Origin of the sequence: Streptomyces sp. NPDC001536, from assembly GCF_042894505.1 — a bacterium.
Classification (GTDB): Bacteria; Actinomycetota; Actinomycetes; order Streptomycetales; family Streptomycetaceae; genus Streptomyces.
On sequence record NZ_JBIAVQ010000014.1, the window covers coordinates 243701 to 265200 of the forward strand.

15 protein-coding genes are annotated in these 21500 nt (G+C 70.9%); 3 read left to right on the plus strand and 12 right to left on the minus strand.

Annotated elements, in window-relative coordinates:
- Positions 1-75 precede the first annotated feature (75 nt).
- Positions 76-1623, plus strand: coding sequence for an MFS transporter (locus ACFY0U_RS33605; RefSeq protein WP_388642226.1), 1548 nt, complete (start codon positions 76-78; stop codon positions 1621-1623).
- A gap of 62 nt (positions 1624-1685) precedes the next feature.
- Here ACFY0U_RS33605 and serA read toward each other — a convergent pair whose 3' ends face one another.
- The 6 genes from serA to ACFY0U_RS33635 form a co-directional block, all read right to left on the minus strand.
- Positions 1686-3275 (minus strand): phosphoglycerate dehydrogenase, encoded by a 1590-nt coding sequence (gene serA, locus ACFY0U_RS33610; protein WP_388642228.1) that lies wholly within the window; start codon positions 3273-3275, stop codon positions 1686-1688.
- 234 nt (positions 3276-3509) lie between these two features.
- On the minus strand, positions 3510-4508 hold the full coding sequence (ilvC, locus tag ACFY0U_RS33615; RefSeq protein ID WP_388642230.1) for a ketol-acid reductoisomerase: 999 nt from the start codon (positions 4506-4508) through the stop codon (positions 3510-3512).
- Positions 4509-4625: 117 nt separating this feature from the next.
- Positions 4626-5150, minus strand: a complete 525-nt coding sequence (ilvN, locus tag ACFY0U_RS33620) for an acetolactate synthase small subunit (RefSeq protein WP_266821643.1) — start codon at positions 5148-5150, stop codon at positions 4626-4628.
- A gap of 21 nt (positions 5151-5171) precedes the next feature.
- Positions 5172-7022: an acetolactate synthase large subunit gene (locus ACFY0U_RS33625; RefSeq protein ID WP_388642232.1), complete on the minus strand. Its 1851-nt coding sequence runs from the start codon at positions 7020-7022 to the stop codon at positions 5172-5174.
- A gap of 233 nt (positions 7023-7255) precedes the next feature.
- Complete coding sequence (locus ACFY0U_RS33630; protein WP_388642234.1) at positions 7256-10249, minus strand: putative bifunctional diguanylate cyclase/phosphodiesterase; 2994 nt, start codon at positions 10247-10249, stop codon at positions 7256-7258.
- A 393-nt stretch (positions 10250-10642) separates the two neighbouring features.
- Positions 10643-11629: a 2-hydroxyacid dehydrogenase gene (locus ACFY0U_RS33635; protein WP_388642236.1), complete on the minus strand. Its 987-nt coding sequence runs from the start codon at positions 11627-11629 to the stop codon at positions 10643-10645.
- Between the two features lie 77 nt (positions 11630-11706).
- On the opposite strand from ACFY0U_RS33635, the gene ACFY0U_RS33640 reads away from it, so the two are divergent.
- Positions 11707-12705: an aldo/keto reductase gene (locus tag ACFY0U_RS33640; RefSeq protein ID WP_388642237.1), complete on the plus strand. Its 999-nt coding sequence runs from the start codon at positions 11707-11709 to the stop codon at positions 12703-12705.
- A gap of 130 nt (positions 12706-12835) precedes the next feature.
- Positions 12836-13999 carry a PQQ-dependent sugar dehydrogenase gene (locus tag ACFY0U_RS33645; protein ID WP_388642239.1) on the plus strand — a complete coding sequence of 388 codons (1164 nt, stop codon included), beginning with the start codon at positions 12836-12838 and terminating at the stop codon, positions 13997-13999.
- 8 nt (positions 14000-14007) lie between these two features.
- On the opposite strand, the gene ACFY0U_RS33650 is transcribed toward ACFY0U_RS33645, so the two are convergent.
- From ACFY0U_RS33650 to ACFY0U_RS33675, 6 genes are all read right to left on the minus strand, one after another.
- Positions 14008-14196: a DUF6191 domain-containing protein gene (locus ACFY0U_RS33650; protein ID WP_388642240.1), complete on the minus strand. Its 189-nt coding sequence runs from the start codon at positions 14194-14196 to the stop codon at positions 14008-14010.
- 88 nt (positions 14197-14284) lie between these two features.
- A complete protein-coding gene (locus ACFY0U_RS33655; protein ID WP_388642304.1) occupies positions 14285-17320 on the minus strand; it encodes an AAA family ATPase in 3036 nt (1011 codons plus the stop codon).
- A 353-nt stretch (positions 17321-17673) separates the two neighbouring features.
- Positions 17674-17859, minus strand: a complete 186-nt coding sequence (locus ACFY0U_RS33660; RefSeq protein WP_388642242.1) for a hypothetical protein — start codon at positions 17857-17859, stop codon at positions 17674-17676.
- Positions 17860-18055: 196 nt separating this feature from the next.
- Positions 18056-18661: a hypothetical protein gene (locus ACFY0U_RS33665; RefSeq protein WP_388642243.1), complete on the minus strand. Its 606-nt coding sequence runs from the start codon at positions 18659-18661 to the stop codon at positions 18056-18058.
- 35 nt (positions 18662-18696) lie between these two features.
- Positions 18697-19269, minus strand: coding sequence for a GNAT family N-acetyltransferase (locus tag ACFY0U_RS33670; RefSeq protein ID WP_388642244.1), 573 nt, complete (start codon positions 19267-19269; stop codon positions 18697-18699).
- Positions 19247-21475 carry an MMPL family transporter gene (locus ACFY0U_RS33675; protein WP_388642246.1) on the minus strand — a complete coding sequence of 743 codons (2229 nt, stop codon included), beginning with the start codon at positions 21473-21475 and terminating at the stop codon, positions 19247-19249. The genes ACFY0U_RS33670 and ACFY0U_RS33675 overlap by 23 nt, the downstream gene beginning before the upstream one ends.
- Positions 21476-21500: the final 25 nt, after the last annotated feature.

Here is a 21500-nt window from a genome sequence, read left to right on the forward strand (position 1 = left end):
ATACAACCGTCCTAGACAAGTGATTTATACAGCCGTACTAGACAACCGTTTAAGACGCTCGTACAGTCGCTGGCCATGACGACGAACCCGACGAGCACCACCCCGTCCGTCCGCGCCGGACGCCGTGAATGGACAGCCCTGACGGTCCTGATGCTTCCGCTGCTGCTGGTCTCGATGGACGTCTCCGTCCTCTACTTCGCGATCCCCTCGATCAGCGCGGACCTGGAGCCGAGCGGCACCCAGCAGCTGTGGATCTTCGACATCTACGCCTTCGTGCTGGCCGGCCTGCTGATGACGATGGGCTCGCTCGGCGACCGCGTCGGCCACCGCAGGCTGCTGCTGATCGGCGCCGCCGCCTTCGGCGCCGCCTCGCTGGTGGCGGCGTACGCGAACAGCGCCGAGACCCTGATCGCGGCCCGCGCGGTCCTCGGCATCGGCGGCGCGACCCTGATGCCGTCGACCATGGCCCTGCTGCGCACGATGTTCACCGACCCCGGACAGCGCGCGAAGGCGATCGGTCTGTGGTCCGGCGTGATGACGGCCGGGATCGCGCTCGGCTCGGTGATGAGCGGGGTGCTGGTCGAGCACTTCTGGTGGGGCTCGGTCTTCCTGGTCAACCTGCCCGCGATGGCCCTGCTGCTGCTCCTCGGCCCGCTGCTGCTCCCGGAGTCGAGGAACCCCTCCCCCGGTCGCTTCGACTGGCTGAGCGTCCCGCTGTCGATGGCCGGCGTGCTTCCCGTGATCTACGGCCTCAAGGAGATCCCCTCGGAGGGCTGGAACGTCCGCTACGTCGTCTCGATCACCGTCGGCCTGCTCTTCGCGGCCCTGTTCGTCCACCGCCAGCGCACCTCGGCCTCACCGATGATCGACCCGGCCCTCTTCCGCGGCCGCGGCTTCGCCCCCGCCGTCGCGCTGAACCTCGTCTCGGCGTTCGGGATCCTGGGGTCGGCCTACTTCACCACGCAGTACCTCCAGTCGGTGCTCGGCAAGAGCGCCCTGGAGTCGGCCCTGTGGGCGCTGCTGCCCTCGGTGCCGATCGGGGCCGCGGCGCCGGTCGCGACCGCTCTGGTCCAGAAGGGCGTCAACCGCGCCTATGTCGTCACCGCGGGCTTCGCGATCTCCGCGTGCGGCTTCGCGCTGCTGGCCCTCGCCGGTACGGACTCGATGTGGCTGGTGCTGGTCTCCTGTGCCGTCCTCGCGGTCGGCGGCGTCACCGTGATGTCCCAGATCATGGACCTCGCGATGGGCACCGCCCCGGTGGAGCGGGCGGGCACGGCGTCCTCCCTGATGGAGGCCGGCGCGGAGTTCGGCGGCGCGCTGGGGATGGCGGTGCTCGGCTCCATCGGTACGGCGGTCTACCGCCACGGCATCCCGGCCTCGGCGCCCGACGTGGCCCACGAGACGCTGGGCGGGGCGCTGGCGGTCGCCGATCAGGTGCCGGGCCTCGCGAGCGTGGCCCGAGAGGCGTTCACCCACGGGATGCAGGGGGCGGCGATCGCGGGGGCGGTCGTGCTGGCGGGGGCGGCGGTGCTGGCGGCGGTGACGCTGCGAGGCGTCGAGGCCCGGCCGCAGGCATGCGAAACGCCGGACGAGCCGAGCAAACTCAGCCCGTCCGGCGTTTGAGGACGAGGCCCCTTCAGGGCCGAAGCGGTTCTCTGGGGGCGGCAGCCCCCAGACACCGCACGTCAGACCAGGTTCACCGCACGAGCCGACGTCGCGCCGATCTCCTCGGCCACCTCGGTCAGCACATTCGCGGGCACCGTGTCGTCCACGGTCAGGACCGCGAGCGCCTCGCCGCCGGCGACCGCACGGGACACCTGCATACCGGCGATGTTGATGCCGGCCTCGCCGAAGACACGGCCCACGGTGCCGACGACACCGGGACGGTCCTCGTACTTGAGGACGATCATGTGGTCGGCGAGCGCCAGGTCGACGTCGTAGTCGCCGACGGCCACGATCTTCTGGATGTGCTTGGGGCCGGCCAGCGTGCCGGAGACGGAGACCTCCTCGCCGCTGCCCAGCGTGCCGCGCACGGTGACGACGTTGCGGTGGTCGGCCGACTCCGAGCTGGTCGTCAGGCGCACCTCCACACCGCGCTCCTGCGCGAACAGCGGGGCGTTGACGTACGACACGGTCTCGTCGACGACGTCCTCGAAGACACCCTTGAGGGCGCTGAGCTCCAGCACCTTCACGTCGTGCTGGGTGATCTCGCCGTAGACCTCGACGTCGAGGCGGACCGCGACCTCGCCGGCGAGCGCGGTGAAGATCCGGCCGAGGCGCTCGGCGAGCGGCAGGCCCGGCTTGACGTCCTCGGCGATGACACCGCCCTGGACGTTCACGGCGTCCGGGACGAGCTCACCGGCGAGCGCGAGGCGCACGGAACGGGCGACGGCGATGCCGGCCTTCTCCTGGGCCTCGTCGGTGGAGGCGCCGAGGTGCGGGGTGCAGACGACCTCGTCGAGCTCGAACAGCGGGGAGTCCGTGCAGGGCTCCTTCGCGTAGACGTCGAGGCCGGCGCCGGCGACCCGGCCTTCCTTGAGCGCCGAGAACAGGGCGGCCTCGTCGACGATCCCGCCGCGCGCGGCGTTGACGATGCGCACGCTCGGCTTGACCTTGTGCAGGGCCTCGTCGCCGATGAGACCGAGGGTCTCGGGGGTCTTCGGCAGGTGCACGGTGATGAAGTCGGAGACCTCCAGCAGCTCGTCCAGCGACAGCACCTTGACGCCCATCTGCGCGGCCCGCGCGGGCTGCACGTAGGGGTCGTAGGCGACGACCTTCATGCCGAAGGCCGACATGCGCTGGGCGACGAGCGCGCCGATGCGGCCGAGGCCGACGACACCGAGGGTCTTCTCGGCCAGCTCGACACCGGTGTACTTGCTGCGCTTCCACTCGCCGTTCTTCAGGGCGGTGTTGGCCTGCGGGATGTGGCGCGCGGTGGCCAGCAGCAGACCGCAGGCCAGCTCGGCGGCGGTGACGATGTTGGAGGTCGGGGCGTTGACGACCATCACGCCGGCCTTGGTGGCGGCGGAGACGTCGACATTGTCCAAGCCGACGCCGGCTCGTGCGACGACCTTCAGCTTCTTGGCGGCGGCGATCGCCTCGGCGTCGACCTTGGTCGCCGAGCGGATCAGGATCGCGTCGACCTCGGCGATGGCCGGCAGCAGCTCGGCGCGGTCCGCGCCGTTGCAGTGCCGGATCTCGAAGTCGGGTCCAAGCGCGTCGACGGTCGCGGGCGACAGCTCTTCAGCGATGAGTACGACAGGTTTCGAGCTCACGTGAGTCCTCACAAGTCCAATGCGTGCGGACGGCCGTCCCGACGGCCGCATGCGGTGGAGGGGGGTGCTAGCCGCGAAGACGCACGACGCTGTGGGCCTGACGCGAATGTTGTGCGCCAGTGTAGTGGCGCGATGGAGGTCGTCTTGCGCCTCCGCGGAAGGATCACCCGTCCGTGCTTCGACGGGTTGGACGACGGGGCCGGAGCATGACGCTCCGGCCCCGTCGTACGAGGCTTACGCGTCCTCGTTCACCCAGCTCATCAGCTTGCGCAGCTGCTTGCCGGTGGTCTCCAGCAGGTGCTCGGAGTCCTGCTGCTTGTACTCGTTGTACTTCTTCAGACCGCCGTGGTACTCGGCCATCCACTCACGCGCGAAGGTGCCGTCCTGGATCTCGGCGAGGACCTTCTTCATCTCGGCCTTGGTGGCGTCCGTGATGATGCGGGGGCCGGTGACGTAGTCGCCCCACTCGGCGGTCTCGGAGACCGACCAGCGCATCTTCTCCAGGCCGCCCTCGTACATGAGGTCGACGATCAGCTTCAGCTCGTGCAGGCACTCGAAGTACGCGATCTCCGGCTGGTAGCCCGCCTCGGTCAGCGTCTCGAAACCGGCCTTGACCAGCGCGGCCGTACCACCGCAGAGAACGGCCTGCTCACCGAACAGGTCGGTCTCGGTCTCCTCGGTGAAGGTCGTCTTGATGACGCCCGCGCGGGTGCCACCGATGCCCTTGGCGTACGACAGGGCCAGCGCGAAGGCGTTGCCCGTGGCGTCCTGCTCGACGGCCGCGATGCAGGGAACGCCGCGACCCTCCTCGTACTGGCGGCGGACGAGGTGGCCCGGGCCCTTGGGGGCGACCATGCAGACGTCGATGCCGGCCGGGGGCTTGATGAAGTCGAAGCGGATGTTCAGACCGTGGCCGAAGAACAGCGCGTCGCCGTCCTTGAGGTTGTCCTTGATGGACTCCTCGTAGACCTGGGCCTGGATCGGGTCCGGCACCAGGATCATGATGACGTCGGCCTCGGCGGCGGCCTCCGACGGCGTCACCACGCGCAGGCCCTGCTCCTCGGCCTTGGCCTTGGACTTGGAGCCCTCGTGGAGACCGACTCGGACGTCGACACCCGAGTCGCGCAGCGACAGCGCGTGGGCGTGGCCCTGGCTGCCGTAACCGATGACCGCGACCTTGCGGCCCTGGATGATGGACAGGTCGGCGTCGGCGTCGTAGAACAGCTCGGCCACTTTGGGTTCTCTCCTTGAGTGCAGGTGTTGCGTCCCACCGTATGACGGCGGGGTGAAGTGAAGTCTCGGGGTCTCGCTATACGGGCGGCCGACGACCTCGGCCGCCCGTACAAAGCGTCACGCGGATCGGTCGAGGGCGCGCAGTGAGCGGTCCGTGATCGAACGGGCGCCGCGGCCGATCGCGATCGTGCCGGACTGGACGAGCTCCTTGATGCCGAACGGCTCCAGCATCTTGAGCATGGCCTCCAGCTTGTCGCTGCCGCCGGTGGCCTCGATGGTGACGGCCTCCGGGGAGACGTCGACGGTCTTGGCGCGGAACAGCTGGACGATCTCGACGATCTGCGAGCGCGTCTCGTTGTCGGCGCGCACCTTCACCAGAACGAGTTCACGCTGAACGGCGCTCGACGGCTCCAGCTCGACGATCTTGAGCACCTCGACGAGCTTGTTGAGCTGCTTGGTGACCTGCTCCAGCGGCAGCGCCTCGACGCTCACCACGATCGTGATGCGGGAGATGTCGGCGTGCTCGGTGACACCGACGGCGAGCGAGTCGATGTTGAAGCCGCGGCGGGAGAAGAGCGCGGCGATGCGGGCGAGGATGCCCGGCTTGTTCTCCACCAGGACGGAGAGCGTGTGCTTGGACATGATCTTTTACGTCTCTCTCGCTCAGTCGTCTTCGTTGTCGCCGAAGTCGGGGCGGACGTCCCGGGCGGCCAGGATCTCGTCGTTGGAGGTGCCGGCGGCGACCATCGGCCACACCATCGCGTCCTCATGGACGATGAAGTCGATGACGACCGGACGGTCGTTGATGGAGTTCGCCTCTTCGATGACCTTGTCGAGGTCGTCCGGGGACTCGCAGCGGATCGCGTAGCAGCCCATGGCCTCCGACAGCTTGACGAAGTCGGGGACGCGGGTGCCGCGGGCCTGCGGGTTGACGTCGTCGGGGCCGGAGTGCAGCACGGTGTTGGAGTACCGCTGGTTGTAGAAGAGGGTCTGCCACTGGCGGACCATCCCGAGGGCGCCGTTGTTGATGACGGCGACCTTGATCGGGATGTTGTTCAGGGCGCAGGTGGTGAGCTCCTGATTGGTCATCTGGAAGCAGCCGTCGCCGTCGATCGCCCAGACCGTCCGGTCCGGGGCTCCGGCCTTGGCGCCCATCGCGGCCGGGACCGCGTAGCCCATGGTGCCGGCGCCGCCGGAGTTCAGCCAGGTCGCGGGCTTCTCGTACTGGATGTAGTGCGCGGCCCACATCTGGTGCTGGCCGACGCCCGCCGCGAAGATCGTGCCCTCCGGCGCGAGCTGTCCGATGCGCTCGATGACCTGCTGCGGGGAGAGCGTGCCGTTGGTCGGGTGGTCGTAGCCCAGCGGGTACGTGTCGCGCCAGCGGTTGAGGTCCTTCCACCAGGCGGTGTAGTCGCCCTGGTGGCCCTCGCTGTGCTCCTTCTGGACGGCCTGGACCAGGTCGGCGATGACCTCGCGGGCGTCACCGACGATCGGCACGTCCGCGGCCCGGTTCTTGCCGATCTCGGCCGGGTCGATGTCGGCGTGGACGATCTTGGCGAACGGGGCGAAGCTGTCCAGCTTGCCGGTGACGCGGTCGTCGAAGCGGGCTCCGAGGGCGACGATCAGGTCGGCCTTCTGCAGCGCGGTGACGGCGGTGACCGCACCGTGCATGCCCGGCATTCCCACGTGCAGCGGGTGGCTGTCGGGGAATGCGCCGAGCGCCATCAGGGTGGTGGTGACGGGCGCTCCGGTGAGCTCGGCGAGAACCTTGAGCTCCGCGGTGGCGTGTGCCTTGAGGACACCGCCGCCGACGTAGAGGACGGGCCGCTTGGCGTTGGTGATGAGCTTCGCGGCCTCGCGGATCTGCTTGGCGTGCGGCTTGGTGACGGGCCGGTAGCCGGGCAGGTCCATGGTGGGCGGCCAGGAGAAGGTGGTCCGCGCCTGGAGGGCGTCCTTGGCGATGTCGACCAGGACCGGGCCGGGGCGGCCGGTGGAGGCGATGTGGAACGCCTGCGCGATCACCCGCGGGATGTCCTCGGCCTTGGTGACAAGGAAGTTGTGCTTGGTGATCGGCATCGTGATGCCGACGATGTCCGCCTCCTGGAAGGCGTCCGTGCCGATCGCCTTGGACGCGACCTGCCCGGTGATCGCCACGAGCGGCACCGAGTCCATGTGCGCGTCGGCGATCGGGGTCACCAGGTTGGTGGCACCAGGTCCGGAGGTGGCCATGCAGACACCGACCTTGCCGGTGGCCTGCGCGTAGCCGGTGGCCGCGTGGCCGGCGCCCTGCTCGTGGCGGACCAGGACGTGGCGCACCCGCCGGGAGTCCATCAGCGGGTCGTACGCGGGCAGGATCGCACCGCCGGGGATGCCGAATACCGTCTCGGCGCCGACCTCCTCGAGAGAGCGGATGAGGGACTGCGCGCCCGTGACGTGCTCGGGGGCGGACTGCTGTCCTCCGGATCGGGGCCGCGGCTGCGGATGGGCCCCGGTGGCCTGCTCGGTCATCGTCATTCTCTTCTCGATGCTGAGGGTTTTTGCGAGATTTGTACGGTGTGGTGCTTTTTACGCCTGGTGTCTGTGCAACAAAAAACCCCTCGTGCCAAGAGGCAAGCGAGGGGAGCGCGCCGTGTGGTCGCTGGGAGTTCCGGGTCGATCCGGACGTCACCAGCTCAGCCGACGCGCTTTCCAAGTACGAGAATTCGGGTGCGCATGGCACTGACCCTCCCCCCGGCGCACACCCAGTGTCAAGCGGGTGGGACGGGAGTCTCATTATGTGAGCGAAGGGCACTTCCGCCTCCGAGAACAGCGGGCACACCACTTGTGTACACCCCCGCACCGCCCCCCGCGAACGCGGGCTCCGCGGGTCCGTGCGGTACCGGATAATGGCCGGAACCGAGCGCCCGGCGCAGCCGGTATTCGTCCAACGGACCGGAAAACGCCATCCCCTGTCCATGGGTGCACCCCATCGCCCGCAGCGCCACGACCTGCTCGGGCAGATCCACCCCGTCGGCCACGGACTGGAGCCCGAGGTCCCCGGCGATCCTGAGCAGCCCACTGGTGATCTTGTGCAGCCGCGCGGACTCCACGACCCCCTCGACCAGACTGCGGTCGAGTTTGAGTACGTCGACGGGGAGTCTGCGCAGTGCCGTGATCGCCGCGTATCCGCTCCCGAAGCCGTCCAGGGCGATCCGGACACCGAGCCTGCGCAGGGCGCCGAGACGGCGTTCCAGCTCGTCGAGGGAGACCCTGGGGTCGGTCTCGGACAGCTCGATCACCAGGGACCCGGACGGCAGCCCGTGCCGGGTCAGCAGGGCCTCGATCGAGCCGAGCGGCAGCGAGCGGTCCAGCAGCCGGCGGGCGTTCATCCGGACGGCCACCGGCACGGTCAGCCCGGTCGCGGCACGCTCGGCGGACTGCTCGACGGCCTCCTCCAGCATCCAGCGGCCCAGCTCGGCCGTCTTGTCACTGTCCTCGGCCACCCTCAGGAACTCGGCGGGCGTGAAGAGCACCCCCTGCGAGGAGCGCCAGCGCGCCTGGGCGGCGACCGAGGTGATCCGGCCGTCCTCCAGACAGACCACGGGCTGGTGCAGCAGCGTGAACTCGCCGTCGTGCAGCGCGGCACGCAGCCGCGTGGCCAGCTCCGCCTTGCGGACGACGTCCTGCTGCATCTGGGGCGCGTACAGCTCGACGCGGCCCTTTCCGGCCGACTTGGCGCGGTACATGGCCAGGTCGGCGTTGCGCAGGATCTCGCCCGCGCCGAGGCCGGGCTCCGAGAACGCGACGCCGATGGAGGCGGCGACACGGACATCGTTGCCGTCGATGAGGTAGGGCTGGGAGAGCGTGATCCTGAGGCGGTCCGCGAGCTCCAGGATGTGCCGCTCGCGGGCGCTGCGGTCACGGGTGCCGTCCCCGACGATCAGGGCCGCGAACTCGTCGCCGCCGAGCCTGGACGCGGTGTCGCCGTGCCGGACCGCGTCCTGGAGTCTGCGCGCGGCCTGGACGAGCAGCTCGTCCCCGGCCTGGTGCCCGATCGTGTCGTTGACGGCCTTGAAGCCGTCGAGGTCGATGAAGAGGACGGCGGTGCCGCGGTCGGAGGCGCGGCGGCCGGAGAGCGCGTGCTGGACGCGCTTGGTGAACAGGGCGCGGTTGGGCAGGTCGGTGAGCGGGTCGTGCTCGGCGTTGTGCTGGAGCTGCGCCTGGAGGCGCACTCTTTCGGTCACGTCCCGGCTGTTGAAGATGAGGCCGCCGTGGTGGCGGTTGACGGTGGACTCGACATTGAGCCAGCCCCCGTCGCCGGACCGGAAGCGGCACTCGATGCGCGTAGTGGGTTCATCGAGAGGGTTGGCGGCGAGGAAGCGGCGCACCTCGTGCACCACGCAGCCCAGGTCCTCCGGGTGGATGAGATTGGCCAGTTCGGTGCCCACGAGGTCCTCCGCGGGGCAGCCGTAGACGCCGGCGGCGGCCGGGGAGACGTACCGCAGGATCCCGTTGGGTGCGGCGATCATGATGACGTCGCTGGAGCCCTGCACCAGGGAGCGGAAGTGGTTCTCCTTCTGCGCCAGTTCCTGGGTGAGGGTGATGTTGTCGAGCAGCATGATGCCCTGACGTACCACGAGGGCGAGCACGACGGTGCCGCCGGTGAGGAGCACCACGCGGTCGACGCTGTGGCCGTTGAGGACGTTGTAGAGGATGCCCAGCGTGCAGACGGCGGCGGCGAGATACGGCGTGAGCGCGGACAGGGAGCCGACGATGGGCCCCGCGGCCGGATACCGGCTGTGATCACCTCCCTGCGGGGGTGCGTGGTGGTGGATGCCGCCGCGCTGTCCCGGCAGATGCTCGTGGACCACGCGTGTGTGCCCCCCTCCGTCCTGCCCTTCGGTGGTCGTCCTGCCCGGCCGGGGTGCGGCCCAGGGCGCGTACGCGAGGAGGAGCGAGCCGGCGAACCAGCCCGCGTCCAGCAACTGGCCGGAGCGGTAGGCGTTCTGGACCAGCGGCGAGGTGAACAGGGCGTCGCACATGACGGTCAGGGCGAGTGCGCCGATCGCGGTGTTCACCGCCGTACGGTTCACCGCCGAGCGCCGGAAGTGCAGCGCGAGCACCATGCTGACCAGGGCGATGTCCAGCAGCGGGTACGCCAGTGACAGCGCGGTCTGCGAGACGCTGGAGCCCTCGGACCGCGCCGCCTGGGCGAGGGCCAGGCTCCACGAGAGCGTGAGCAGCGAGCCGCCGATCAGCCAGGCGTCCAGTCCGAGACAGACCCAACCGGCCTTCGTCACCGGCCGTTTGGCGAGGACCAGCAGGCCCACGATGGCGGGCGGCGCGAAGCACAGGAAGAACCCGTCGGCGTAACTGGGGGTGGGCACGGGCCGTTGCAGCACGACCTCGTACCACCCCCAGACCAGATTGCCCAGGGACGCCATGGCCGAGGAGAGGGCGAACAGCATCCAGGCGAGTCGAAAGCGGACCCGGCGGTTACGGGCGTAGAGGAAACAGGAGACGGCGGCGATGCCCGCCGCGGCGCTCAGCCCGAAGTCGCCCATGATCAGAGCGACTTCCTGAGAGCCCCAGCCGAGCGCGGAACCGACGGCGTATCCCGCGCACACCAGGGCCAGTACGAGTTGATGGACCAGGCTCGCCCGGCTGCCGGAGGCCGGCGGCCGGGGTAGCGGCGCCCCTGGCGAAGGCTGTGCCCGCAGCGCTCCGTTGAGGGTGGTCGTGGGAGGCGGCGGCGAACTCACCGAACCCTCCTGGTCCGCGCCGCTCCAGGGTCCCGGGAGTCCGGGGTCGCTGGATGCGCATGCCTCCTGCGGCTGCTGTGCCTGCGGTGGTGATGGCTGTGCCGGCAGCTGTGGCTGCCGTGGTGACCGCGTCTGCGCGCGGCCGTGCGCCAGGGTCGCCGTCGGCGGCTTCGCCGCGTCGGATCGTTCGTCCATAGGCCGTGCATCGCCCGTCGCCCCCCTCACAGTCTGCAATGTCCATCCCCGGCGCCGAACGGTGCGCGGCGCAGCCCCTGTCGGGACGATACACCAGTCTCGTCACTCAGGGACATAGTTCCTCTACGCTCCGTGACGACCAGCGGCGATGCGAGCACGGACCGCGTCCGGAAGGTAGCGGAGGGTACCGGAAACGGATTACGCGCTTGTTGCTCCGCGGATGTCAGCGCTTGTGGGGCCCGTCGTAAGGATCACGTTGCGCAGCGGCTCCCGGTTCACGAATCGCCCCAACTGGTCCACCAGCAGCCGCTTGGCGCGCGGCAGGAACGCGGACGTCGGTCCGCCCACATGGGGACTGATGAGCACGCCGGGCGCCTGCCACAACGGGTGACCCGCGGGCAGCGGTTCGGGGTCGACGACGTCCAGGGCCGCGGTGATCCGGCCGCTCTCCAGTTCGGCGAGCAGGGCCTTGGTGTCGACGACGCCCCCGCGCGCGACGTTCACCAGCAGGGCGCCGTCCTTCATCCGGGCCAGGAAACCGGAGTTCACCAGACCTCGGGTGGTGTCGTTCAGCGGGGTGGAGAGGATGACGACGTCCGCTTCCGGCAGCAGGGCGGGCAGTTCGGTGAGCGGGTGCACCGGTCCGCGCTCCGTGGTGCGCGCGGAGCGCGCGACGCGCGCCACCCGCGCGACCTCGAACGGTACGAGCCGGTCCTCGATGGCGGCGCCGATGGAGCCGTAGCCGACGATGAGCACCGACTTGTCGGCGAGCGCCGGGTGGAAGTCGCCCTGCCAGTGCTCCTGTTGCTGGGCGCGGACGAAGCCGGGGATGCCGCGCAGCGAGGCCAGTGTGAGGGTGAGGGCGAGTTCGGCGGTGCTCGCCTCGTGCACACCGCGCGCGTTGCACAGGTCCACGCCGGGCACGATGTCGTCCAGTTGCGCCAGGACGTCGTCGACGCCCGCCGTGAGCGTCTGGACGAGCCGCAGGTTGCGCATCTCCTTCAGCGGGCGGACCTTCACGGGCTGCCGCTTCATGTACGGCACGACGTACACGGCGCAGTCGGCCGGGTCCCCGGGGAACTCCTGCTTCCCGTCCTCACCCCCGTCCCAGAAAAGGTAGTGGGGCCCCTCGGGGAGCCCTGCGATCTCTTCCGGCGGGATGGGGAGCCACACGTCAGCGGTCATGGTCCGAGGCTATGTCAGGTGCGTGAGGGTGCAGAGGTTAGGTTGTGGGGTGCCGGAAGAGGGAGGGTCACGAGCAGGTGGAGCGCAGGACGATCGGGGCGGCGGCGCTCGCGGTGGGGGATGTCGGACTCGGTTGCATGCCGATGAGCTGGGCCTACAGCGGGTCGCGGCAGCGGGGCGAGGAGTCGTTCAGGGCCGTGCACCGGGCGCTGGACCTGGGTTCGACACTGCTGGACACGGCCGACATGTACGGCCCGTTCACCAATGAGCTGTTGGTGGGGCGGGTGTTGAAGGAGCGGCGCGGGGAGGCCTTCGTGTCGACGAAGGTGGGGCTGCTGGTCGGCGAGCAGCACATCGTGGCCAACGGCCGCCCCGGCTATGTGAAGCGGGCGTGCGACGCGTCGCTGCGGCGGCTCCAGACGGACGTGATCGACCTGTACCAGCTGCACCGGGCCGACCCCGAGGTGCCGGTCGAGGAGACCTGGGGCGCGATGGCGGAGCTGGTGCAGGCCGGGAAGGTGCGGTCGCTGGGGCTGTGCGCGGTGGGTGCGCGCGGTGGCCGCCGGTCCGGGGCCCGGCTGCACGACGCGACGATCCGCCAGCTTCAGCGGGTCCAGCAGGTCTTCCCGGTGAGCGCGGTGGAGGCGGAGCTGTCGGTGTGGTCGCCGGAGGCCCTGGAGTCGCTGCTGCCGTGGTGCGAGGCGCGTGGCGTCGGCTTCCTGGCGGCGATGCCGCTGGGCAACGGCTTCCTCACCGGCACCCTGACCCCCGGCGAGGGCTTCGAACCGGACGACGTCCGCGCCCGCCACCCCCGCTTCACCGCGGAGATGATGGCCGCCAACCAGCCGATCGTCGTCGGCCTGCGCCGCATCGCCGCCCGCCACGGCGACACCGTCACGCCCGCCCAGGTGGCCCTGGCGTGGGTGCTGTCACGGGGCCGCCATGTGGTCCCGGTCCCGGGTGCCAAGCAGGAGCGCTGGGTGACGGAGAACGCGGGGGCTGCCGACCTGCGGTTGTCCGCGCAGGATCTGGCGGAGGTGGCGGGGCTGCCGGCGGCGCGGGGATCCTGGGACTGAGGGGTTCTTGGGACTGACGGGTTCCCGCGGCTGAGGGGCCCCTCGTGGTTCGGGTCCCGGAGATCGGGAACCTGTGAGGCCCGAGCGGTGTAAGAACAGTAGAACCCACCGCGTCGAAGGGACCGAGATCGTGCAACGACGAGCAGTGGCGGCCGTGTTGGCCGCAACCGCGCTCCTGGCGACGGCCGGATGTTCCTCGGACGACGGCAGCGGGCCCTCGGGTGGTGGTACGACACCGGGCGGCGGTACGACATCGGCGGCCTCCCCCACCCAGCAGGCCGCCGAGGAGACGCCTCCCGCGAAGGGTTCGGTGAAGGTGCTGCGCACGGCCGCCACCGGGCTGGACACGCCCTGGGGCCTGGCCCCGCTGCCCGACGGCGATCTGCTGGTCTCCTCCCGGGACGAGGCGACGATCACCCGGGTCGACGGGGAGACCGGGAAGAAGACCGAGCTGGGCGAGGTGCCGGGGGTCTCCCCCGCCGGTGAGGGCGGGCTCATGGGCCTCGCGCTGTCCCCGGACTACGCCTCGGACCACATGGTCTACGCCTACTTCACCTCGGCCTCGGACAACCGCATCGTCCGCATGCTCTACGAGGAGGACAAGCCGTCCGGCGAGCAGCTGGGCGCCCCGGACACCGTCTTCAGGGGCATCCCCAAGGGCTATATCCACAACGGCGGGCGGATCGCCTTCGGCCCGGACAAGATGCTGTACGCGGGCACGGGCGAGAGCGGCAACACCGGTCTGTCCCAGGACAAGGAGTCTCTCGGCGGCAAGATCCTGCGGCTGACGCCGGAGGGCGATCCGGCCCCGGGCAATCCGTTCCCCGACTCCCCGGTGTACTCGTTCGGCCACCGCAATGTGCAGGGCCTGGCCTGGGACGCCAAGCAGCGGCTGTTCGCCTCGGAGTTCGGCCAGGACACCTGGGACGAACTGAACGCGATCGAGCCGGGTGGCAACTACGGCTGGCCGGAGGTCGAGGGCAGGTCCGACGACGGCGACTACCGCAACCCCATAGCCCAGTGGGCCACGGACGACGCCTCCCCCAGCGGTATCGCCTACGCGGAGGGCTCGATATGGATGGCGGGACTGAGGGGCCAGCGGCTGTGGCGCATCCCGCTGAAGGGCACGGAGGCCTCGGCCGACCCGCAGGCGTTCCTGGAGAGTGAGTACGGCCGGCTGCGCACCGTGGTGTCGGCGGGCGGCGACAAGCTGTGGCTGGTCACCAGCAACACGGACGGGAGGGGTGATCCCAAGGACGGGGACGACCGGATCCTTCAGGTGCAGGTGAGCTGACCGGGCCGTCAGTCCTGGGCGGACTCGTCCTCGTCCGGCGTGGGCCGCCGGACGACGACCTTGCCGGACGCGAGGTCTATCGGCCCTCGTCCCGGGTCGTTGTCACCGACGTCCTCCCGTGTCAGTGCCAGCCGGTTCTGTTCGTCCTGGGTGTGTTTTCGACCGGGCGCGAACAGTTCCTCGAAGGTGTTGAACACGGGACCTCCCTGGGCCGATGTCCTTTACAGCGTAAGCCTGGCGCCGTTCGTCCGACCGGTGAGCCTGTGGCCCCGCTCCGGCCGGGCCTCACCCCGCCGTCCGGCCGGTGAACGGTTCCGCCGGGAACAGCCCCAGCCGGTGCGCCACCGCCGCGGCCTCGCCCCTGCCCGAGACACCGAGCTTGGCCAGGATGTTCGAGACATGGACGCTGGCCGTCTTCGGGGAGATGAACAGCTCCTCGGCTATCTGACGGTTGGTGCGGCCGGCGGAGACCAGGCGCAGGACATCGCGCTCCCGGCCGGTGAGGCCGAGGGAATCGGCCGAGGGGACCTGGGACCGCTTCGGGGCGTGGGTCAGGGGGAGGCGGGCGCGCTGGGCGAGCTGGGTGACGGCGTCGGCGAGGGGGCGGGCCCCGAGGTGGCGGGCGACGGCGTGGGCGAGACGGAGCAGCTCCGTGGCACGGTCGCGTTCGTCCTCGCCGCCGGTGCTCAGGAGGGACTCGGCGAGGCGGTGGCGGACGCGCGCGAGGTCGTAGGGGCGGTCCAAGCGCTCGAAGGCGGCGGCCACCTCCGACCAGTCGTCGGGGTCGCTCTTGCCCTCGGCGCGCAGGAGCTCGGCGCGGACCCAGCGTTCATAGGCCTGCCAGACGGGGACGTTGGTGGCCAGGGGCTTGGCTGCCGTGCGGATGCGTTCGAGGAGTTCGGGGCGGCCGGGGTCGGCGGCGGGCAGGCCGAGGGCGTCGGCCTCCATGGCGGCGGCGGTCAGGAGGAGGGGCCAGGCGTAGCGCTGGGTGTCGGGCGGGAAGCCCGTGTCCATGGCGCGTTCGAGTTCGGCGCGGGCGTCCAGGAGGCGGCCCTCGCCGGCGGCGACGCCGATGGCGACGCGGGCGAGGGGGATCTCGTTCTGGGGCGGCCGATCGTGGCTGCCGAAGTGGCCTCGGGACGCGGCCAGTTGGTGACCGGCCTCGGCCAGGTCCCCGCGGGCGAGGGCGAGTTCGGCGCGCAGGAGGGCATGGAAGCCGCGGGGCTTGGCGCTCTGCCCGACGCGCCCGGCGTTGTCGGAGGCTTCGGCGGCCTCGTCCCAGCGGCCCAGGCTGCACAGGGATTCGGCGAGGTTGCCCCAGGCCCAGGCCTCGCTGTCCGGGAGGCCGTACTGCCGGGTGTAGGCGAGCCCTTCCTCCAGGATGGGCACGGCCTCGGCGGAGCGTCCGACGGCTTCGAGGGCGTCCGGGAGATTCACATAGACGCGGCCGGCGATGGCGGACAGACCCTGCTCGACCGTCTGCCGCTTGACGTCCAGCATCTCGCGCAGGCCCGCGTCGATGTCACCGGCGTGGACCATGAGGCTGCCCAGGGTGAGCCGGGCGTTCATCTCGATCTCGCGGACGCCGAGCATGCGCGCGTACTCCACGGCGCGCTCGGCGGCGGAGAAGGCGTCGGGACCGGGGACGTGCACCATGGACCAGTTGGCGACGTTGGCGAGCACCTCGGCATGCACCTCCGAGGGCGGCAGGCCGCGTACCAGCTCCTGGGCGGTGGCCAGTTCCGCCCAGCCGTCGCCCCGGGACAGCGCCGAGATCAGCCGGGAGCGCTGTACCCAGAACCAGGCGCTGCGCAGGGGATCGCCCTCCTCCTCCAGGAGGTGCAGCGCCCGCTTGGTGATCTTCAGGGCGCGTTCCCGCTCCCCGCAGAGCCGGCCGGCCACGGCGGCCTCGGCCATCAGGTCGAGGTAGCGCAGCGGGGTGGCCGGGTCGCAGCCGCAGGCGGGGTAGACCTCGGCGTAGTCGACGGGGCGCAGGGCGGCCCGGACGTCCTCGGGGGCGGTGTCCCAGAGCTCCATCGCGCGTTCCAGGAGCCGCAGTTGTTCGGAGTAGGCGTGCCGGCGGCGGGCGGTGACGGAGGCGTCCAGGACGGCGGGCAGGGCCTTGGCGGCGTCGTGGGCGTGGTACCAGTAGCTGGCCAGCCGCATGACGCGGCCGTCGGCGGGCACGAGCGCGGGGTCGGCCTCCAGGGCCTCGGCGTAGCGGCGGTTGAGGCGGGAGCGCTCGCCGGGCAGCAGGTCGTCGCTGACGGCCTCGCGGACCAGGGAGTGGCGGAAGCGGTAGCCGTCGCCGTCGGGTGCGGCGATGAGGATGTTGGCGTTCACGGCGGCTCGCAGCGCTTCGATGAGGTCGTCCTCGGCGAGCCCGGCGACGGCGGCGAGCAGCCGGTACTCGACGGTGGAGCCGCCCTCGGCGACGACCCGGGCGACCCGCTGGGTGCTCTCGGGCAGTCCCTCGACGCGGACCAGGAGCAGGTCGCGGAGGGTGTCGGTGAGGCCGGTGCAGCAGCCCTCGTGGGCGGCGACGGCGAGTTCCTCGACGAAGAAGGCGTTGCCGTCGGAGCGTTCGAAGATGTCGTCGACGGTGGCCGGGTCGGGTTCGGAGGCGAGGATGCCGGCGATCTGGCGGCCGACCTCGGTGCGGTTGAAGCGGCCGAGTTCGAGGCGGCGGACGGTGCGCAGCCGGTCGAGTTCGGCGAGCAGGGGGCGCAGCGGGTGGCGGCGGTGGATGTCGTCGGCGCGGTAGGTGGCGAGGACGACGAGGCGGCCGGTGCGCAGGGTGCGGAAGAGGTAGGCGAGGAGGTGGCGGGTGGAGGCGTCGGCCCAGTGCAGGTCTTCGAGGGCGACGACGACCGTGCGGTCGGCGGCGAGGCGCTCCAGCACCCGGGCGGTGAGTTCGAAGAGGCGGGCCATGCTCTGCTCGTCGTGGCGTCCCGAGGGTGCCTCGCCCAGTTCGGGCAGGAGCCGGGCCAGTTCCTCCTCCTGGCCCGCGGCCGCGACGGTCATCTCGTCCGGCAGTTCGCGGCGCAGGGCACGCAGCGCGGTGGAGAACGGGGCGAAGGGCAGTCCGTCGGCGCCGATCTCGACGCAGCCGCCGAGCGCGACGACCGCGCCCTGTCCGCCGGCGACGGTGGCGAACTCCTCGACGAGACGGGTCTTGCCGACACCGGCCTCGCCGCCGATCAGCAACGCCTGCGGCTCGCCCGCGGCGGCACGGGCGAGTGCCTCGTTCAACTGGGTGAGCTCGTCGGTGCGGCCGACGAACACGGGACTGACGGACCTGGTCTCCACGGGCCCGAGCATCGCACGGGTGTCCGACAGCACGGCACCGGTTTTCGCGGGGCGCGGGCGCTCGGACGCCGCCCCGGCCGACGGCACGACACCGCCGGGCACCGCCCCCTTCGGCGGGACTGCGGTCCTGGCGGCGTCCCTCGCCGAGGGAACCCCGGACCTGGCCACCGCACCCGCTTCCGTCAGCTCGGGCCTCGGTGCCACCCCCGTCTCCCCCACCACGGACTCCACTGCCGCCCCGGCCTTCCCTGTGACACCCCGCGACGCCGCCCCTGCGTGCGGGACGGCGTCGATTCGCTGGTGTGTGTCGGTGTTCGGGGGGACGGCCGCCTCGGTCGGCGGGCGGCCGTCCCCCTCCCCCGCGTTCACGCGGCGCGCAGGAACCGGAGCCGGCGGGTGCGCCCGGTATGCACCTCGCCCTCGGTCTCGTGGCCGGCTGCCTCGCGGCGGGCGGCGCGACGGCCGCGGACCGCCTCGCGGGCCAGTCGCTCCTGCTGGGCCTGACGGAGCAGGTCGGCGGAGCGAAGCTGGGAGAGCTCGTACTCATACATGGTGTCCCCTTGGGAGAGTCGGTTTCGTGCTTCGCTTTCTGCGATGCCTCAACCTTCGTCTCCGAGGCGGGTCCGCCACATCGGGAGAGTTCCGCATCTTCGGACGCCGTGGGGGCCTTAGACGTGCCCAAGGGGCCTCAGGCGCCGCGTAAGGTGCTTACGGCGGGCCTAAGACCCCTTGGTGACCTGCGGTGATTCAGCTCGTGGACGGCAGTCCGAGCAGGACGTCGGTGTACTTGAGGACGGCCAGGAGCAGGCCGATGACCCCGAGCGAGACACCCGCCCAGCCGACCGACTTGATCCACGGGGCCTGCGGCTTGCCGGGCGCCCCGAAGGCGGGCCGGGCCAGCACGAAGACGCCCACGATCAGCGCGGCCAGCGCGAAGAAGCCGGCCCACAGCGCGGAGGTCTGCCAGGCGTCGCCGTAGATCTCCTTGACCTGTGTGGCGACGGTCGCGGTCGACGCCGTCTCCAGCTGGCCCACGAGGGTCTCGCGGGCGGCGGCGACCGTACCGATCCAGCCACCGGTGAGGGAGACCAGACCGAGCACCGCGGACACGACGGCGGCCGCACCCTGGCCGACGCCGGACGGGCCCTCCTTCCCGTCCTCGGCGAGGCCCTCCAGGACCTCGGCCTCGTCGCCGTCCTCGGCGTCGTCGACCTCGGTCCCGGGCGCGGATTCGGCCTCGGTCACCTCGTCGGCGCCCACGGCGTCGCTCTTCGTGACGTCCACCTTCTCCTCGTCGGTCCTGGCCTCGGGGCCCGTCTCGGCCCCGGTCTCGTCAGCAGTCTTGGTTCCCATACCTCGCACCGTACGGACGCAGTCTGAGAGGTCTCTTAATGATCGTTGTGAGCGGCACGCGTGCGTGCCTCACGCCACTCGGGCGCCAGCACCGACCAAACCTCGAGATCGTGCCGCTTCCCACCATAGAGGTGCGCCTGACGGTGGACGCCGTCGCGGGTCATCCCGAGGCGCCGGGCCACGTTCAGGCTGGGGGTGTTCCCGGCGGCGGCGACCCATTCGATCCGGTGGGCGCCGCGTTCCTCGATCACCCAGTCGATGAGCAACCGCATCGCCCGGGTGATCAGCCCGCGTCCGGTGGCGGCGGGCTCCAGCCAGCAGCCGACCTCGCAATTGCCCTGCGCCGCGTCGAAGTTGAGGGTGAGGACCCCGCCGACGAGTTTTCCGTCCAGCCAGATGCCGTGGTAGCCGCCGGTGTCGTCGGCGCGCATCTGGGCGTAGCGCTGGAGGGTCTCGCGCGCGGACTCGACGTCGACGACCTGGGAGCCGAAGGCGATGAACTGCCCGATGAACTCCCGGCCGCGCTCCAGGTTCGCCAGGAACTCCTCGGCGTGCCAGGGCTCCAGCGGCCGCAGTTCGGCACCGTCACCCAGCGATATCGCGTACATCCTCGTCCCGCTCCCTCTCCAGCTCCGCCACGACGGCGTCCACCCTTTCATGGGCGGCGCGGCATTCGGGCGGCTCGATGCTGATGCGCGGCATCCGGCGGTCCAGCCAGCCCGGCAGCCACCAGTTGGCGCCGCCGAGCAGATGCATGAGGGCGGGGACGAGCAGCGTACGGAGAACGAAGGCGTCGAGGGCGACAGCGGCGGCGAGCGCGATGCCGAACATGGCGATCACGCGGTCGCCGCTGAGGACGAAGGCGAGGAAGACCGAGATCATGATGACCGCGGCGGAGTTGATCACCCGGCTGGTCTCGGCGAGGCCGACGCGGACGGCCCGTCGGTTGTCACCGGTCTCCAGCCACTCCTCGTACATCCGGCTGACCAGGAAGACCTGGTAGTCCATGGAGAGCCCGAAGAGCACGGACACCATGATCACCGGCAGGAAGGGTTCGATCGGTCCCGCCCGGCCGAGGCCCAGGAGCTCGCTGCCCCAGCCCCACTGGAAGATCGCGACGACGATCCCGAAGGCGGCGGCGACCGCGGCGACGTTCATCGCGGCGGCCTTCAGCGGGATGCCGACGGACCGGAAGGCGAGCAGGAGCAGCAGACAGCCCAGGCCGATGACGACGCCGACGAACAGGGGGAGCTTGCCGACGATCACCTCGGCGAAGTCGTCGTACGACGCCGTCACACCGCCGACCTGGATGTCGAGCGAGGTGCCGGTCTCGGCGCGCGGCAGCACCTCGCCGCGCAGCCGGTCGACGAGGTCGCTGGTCTTCTGGGACTGCGGGGACGACTCCGGGACGATCGTGAAGTACCCGATGTCCCCGCCCGCGTCGTAGGTCACCGGGGTCGACGAGGCGACGCCCTCGGTGGTGCGGATGGTGGCGTCGAGGTTGTCGAGGAGGAGCTTGTCCTCGGCGCCGTCGATGGGGGTCACCAGGGTCAGCGGGCCGTTGACACCGGGGCCGAAGCCGTCGGCGAGCAGGTCGTAGGCCTGGCGGGTGGTGGACGCCTTCGGGTTGTTGCCCTGGTCGGAGGTGCCCAGGTGCAGCCCCAGCGTGGGCAGGGCCAGGACGGTCATGACGACCAGGGCGACCGCGCCGAGCAGCTTGGGGTGCCGTTCCACGAACGCCGACCAGCGTGCGGCGAGCCCGGTCGGCAGCTCGGGCTGGGGCCCGTGCTCGTCCAGGTGCCGTCGCTCGCGCCTGCTGAGGGCGCGCATGCCGATGAGGGAGAGCAGGGCGGGCAGCAGGGTGACGGAGGCCGCGACGGTGAGGACGACGGTGAGCGAGGCGGCTATGGCGACGCCGTTGAGGAAGCTCAGCCGGAGGATCAGCATGCCCAGCAGGGCGATGCAAACGGTGGCACCCGCGAAGACGACCGCCCGTCCGGTGGTCGCGACGGCGTTGGTGATCGACTCGGCGACGTCGAGCCCGCGTTTCAGTCCGCGCCGGTGTCTGGTGACGATGAACAGGGCGTAGTCGATGCCGACGCCGAGCCCGATCAGCATGCCGAGCATGGGGGCGAAGTCGGCGACGGTCATGGCGTGCCCGAGCAGCACGATCCCGGCGTACGCCGTGCCGACGCTGACCAGCGCGGTGGCGATGGGCAGCAGTGAGGCGGCGAGCGAGCCGAAGGCGAGGAACAGCACGACCGCGGCGACGAGCACGCCGACGGCCTCGGCGAGATGTCCGCCCGAGGACTCGGTGAGCGCGATGGCGCTGCCGCCCAGCTCCACCTGGAGCCCGTCGCTCGCGGCCTCCTTGGCGGTGTCGACGACGGCCTGCGCCTCGCCCTTGTCGATGTCCTCGACCCGGTCGTCGAAGGTGACGGTGGCGTACGCGGTACGGCCGTTCTCGCTGATCCGGCCGGCGCCCTGCTCGTCGTACGGACTGACGACGGCGGCCACTCCCGGCAGCTCGGCGATCTCGTCGAGGGTCCGGGTCATGGTCTGTTCGACCGCGGAGGCCCGGACCGTGCCGGACGTGGTGTGCCAGACGACGGTGTCGCTGTCACCGCCGAGCTCGGGGAAGCCCTCCTGGAGCAGCTGGGTCGCGCGGCCGGACTCGGTGCCGGGGACCTCGTAGTCGTTCGAGTACGCCGAGCCGGTGGCCACGGCGGCTGCGGTCACCCCGCCGAGGGCGAGGAGCCACAGCAGGACGGCGACGAGGCGGCGCTGGACACACCAGCGTGCGAGGGCTGCCACGGAACGTGCTCCCGGGTGGATTTGT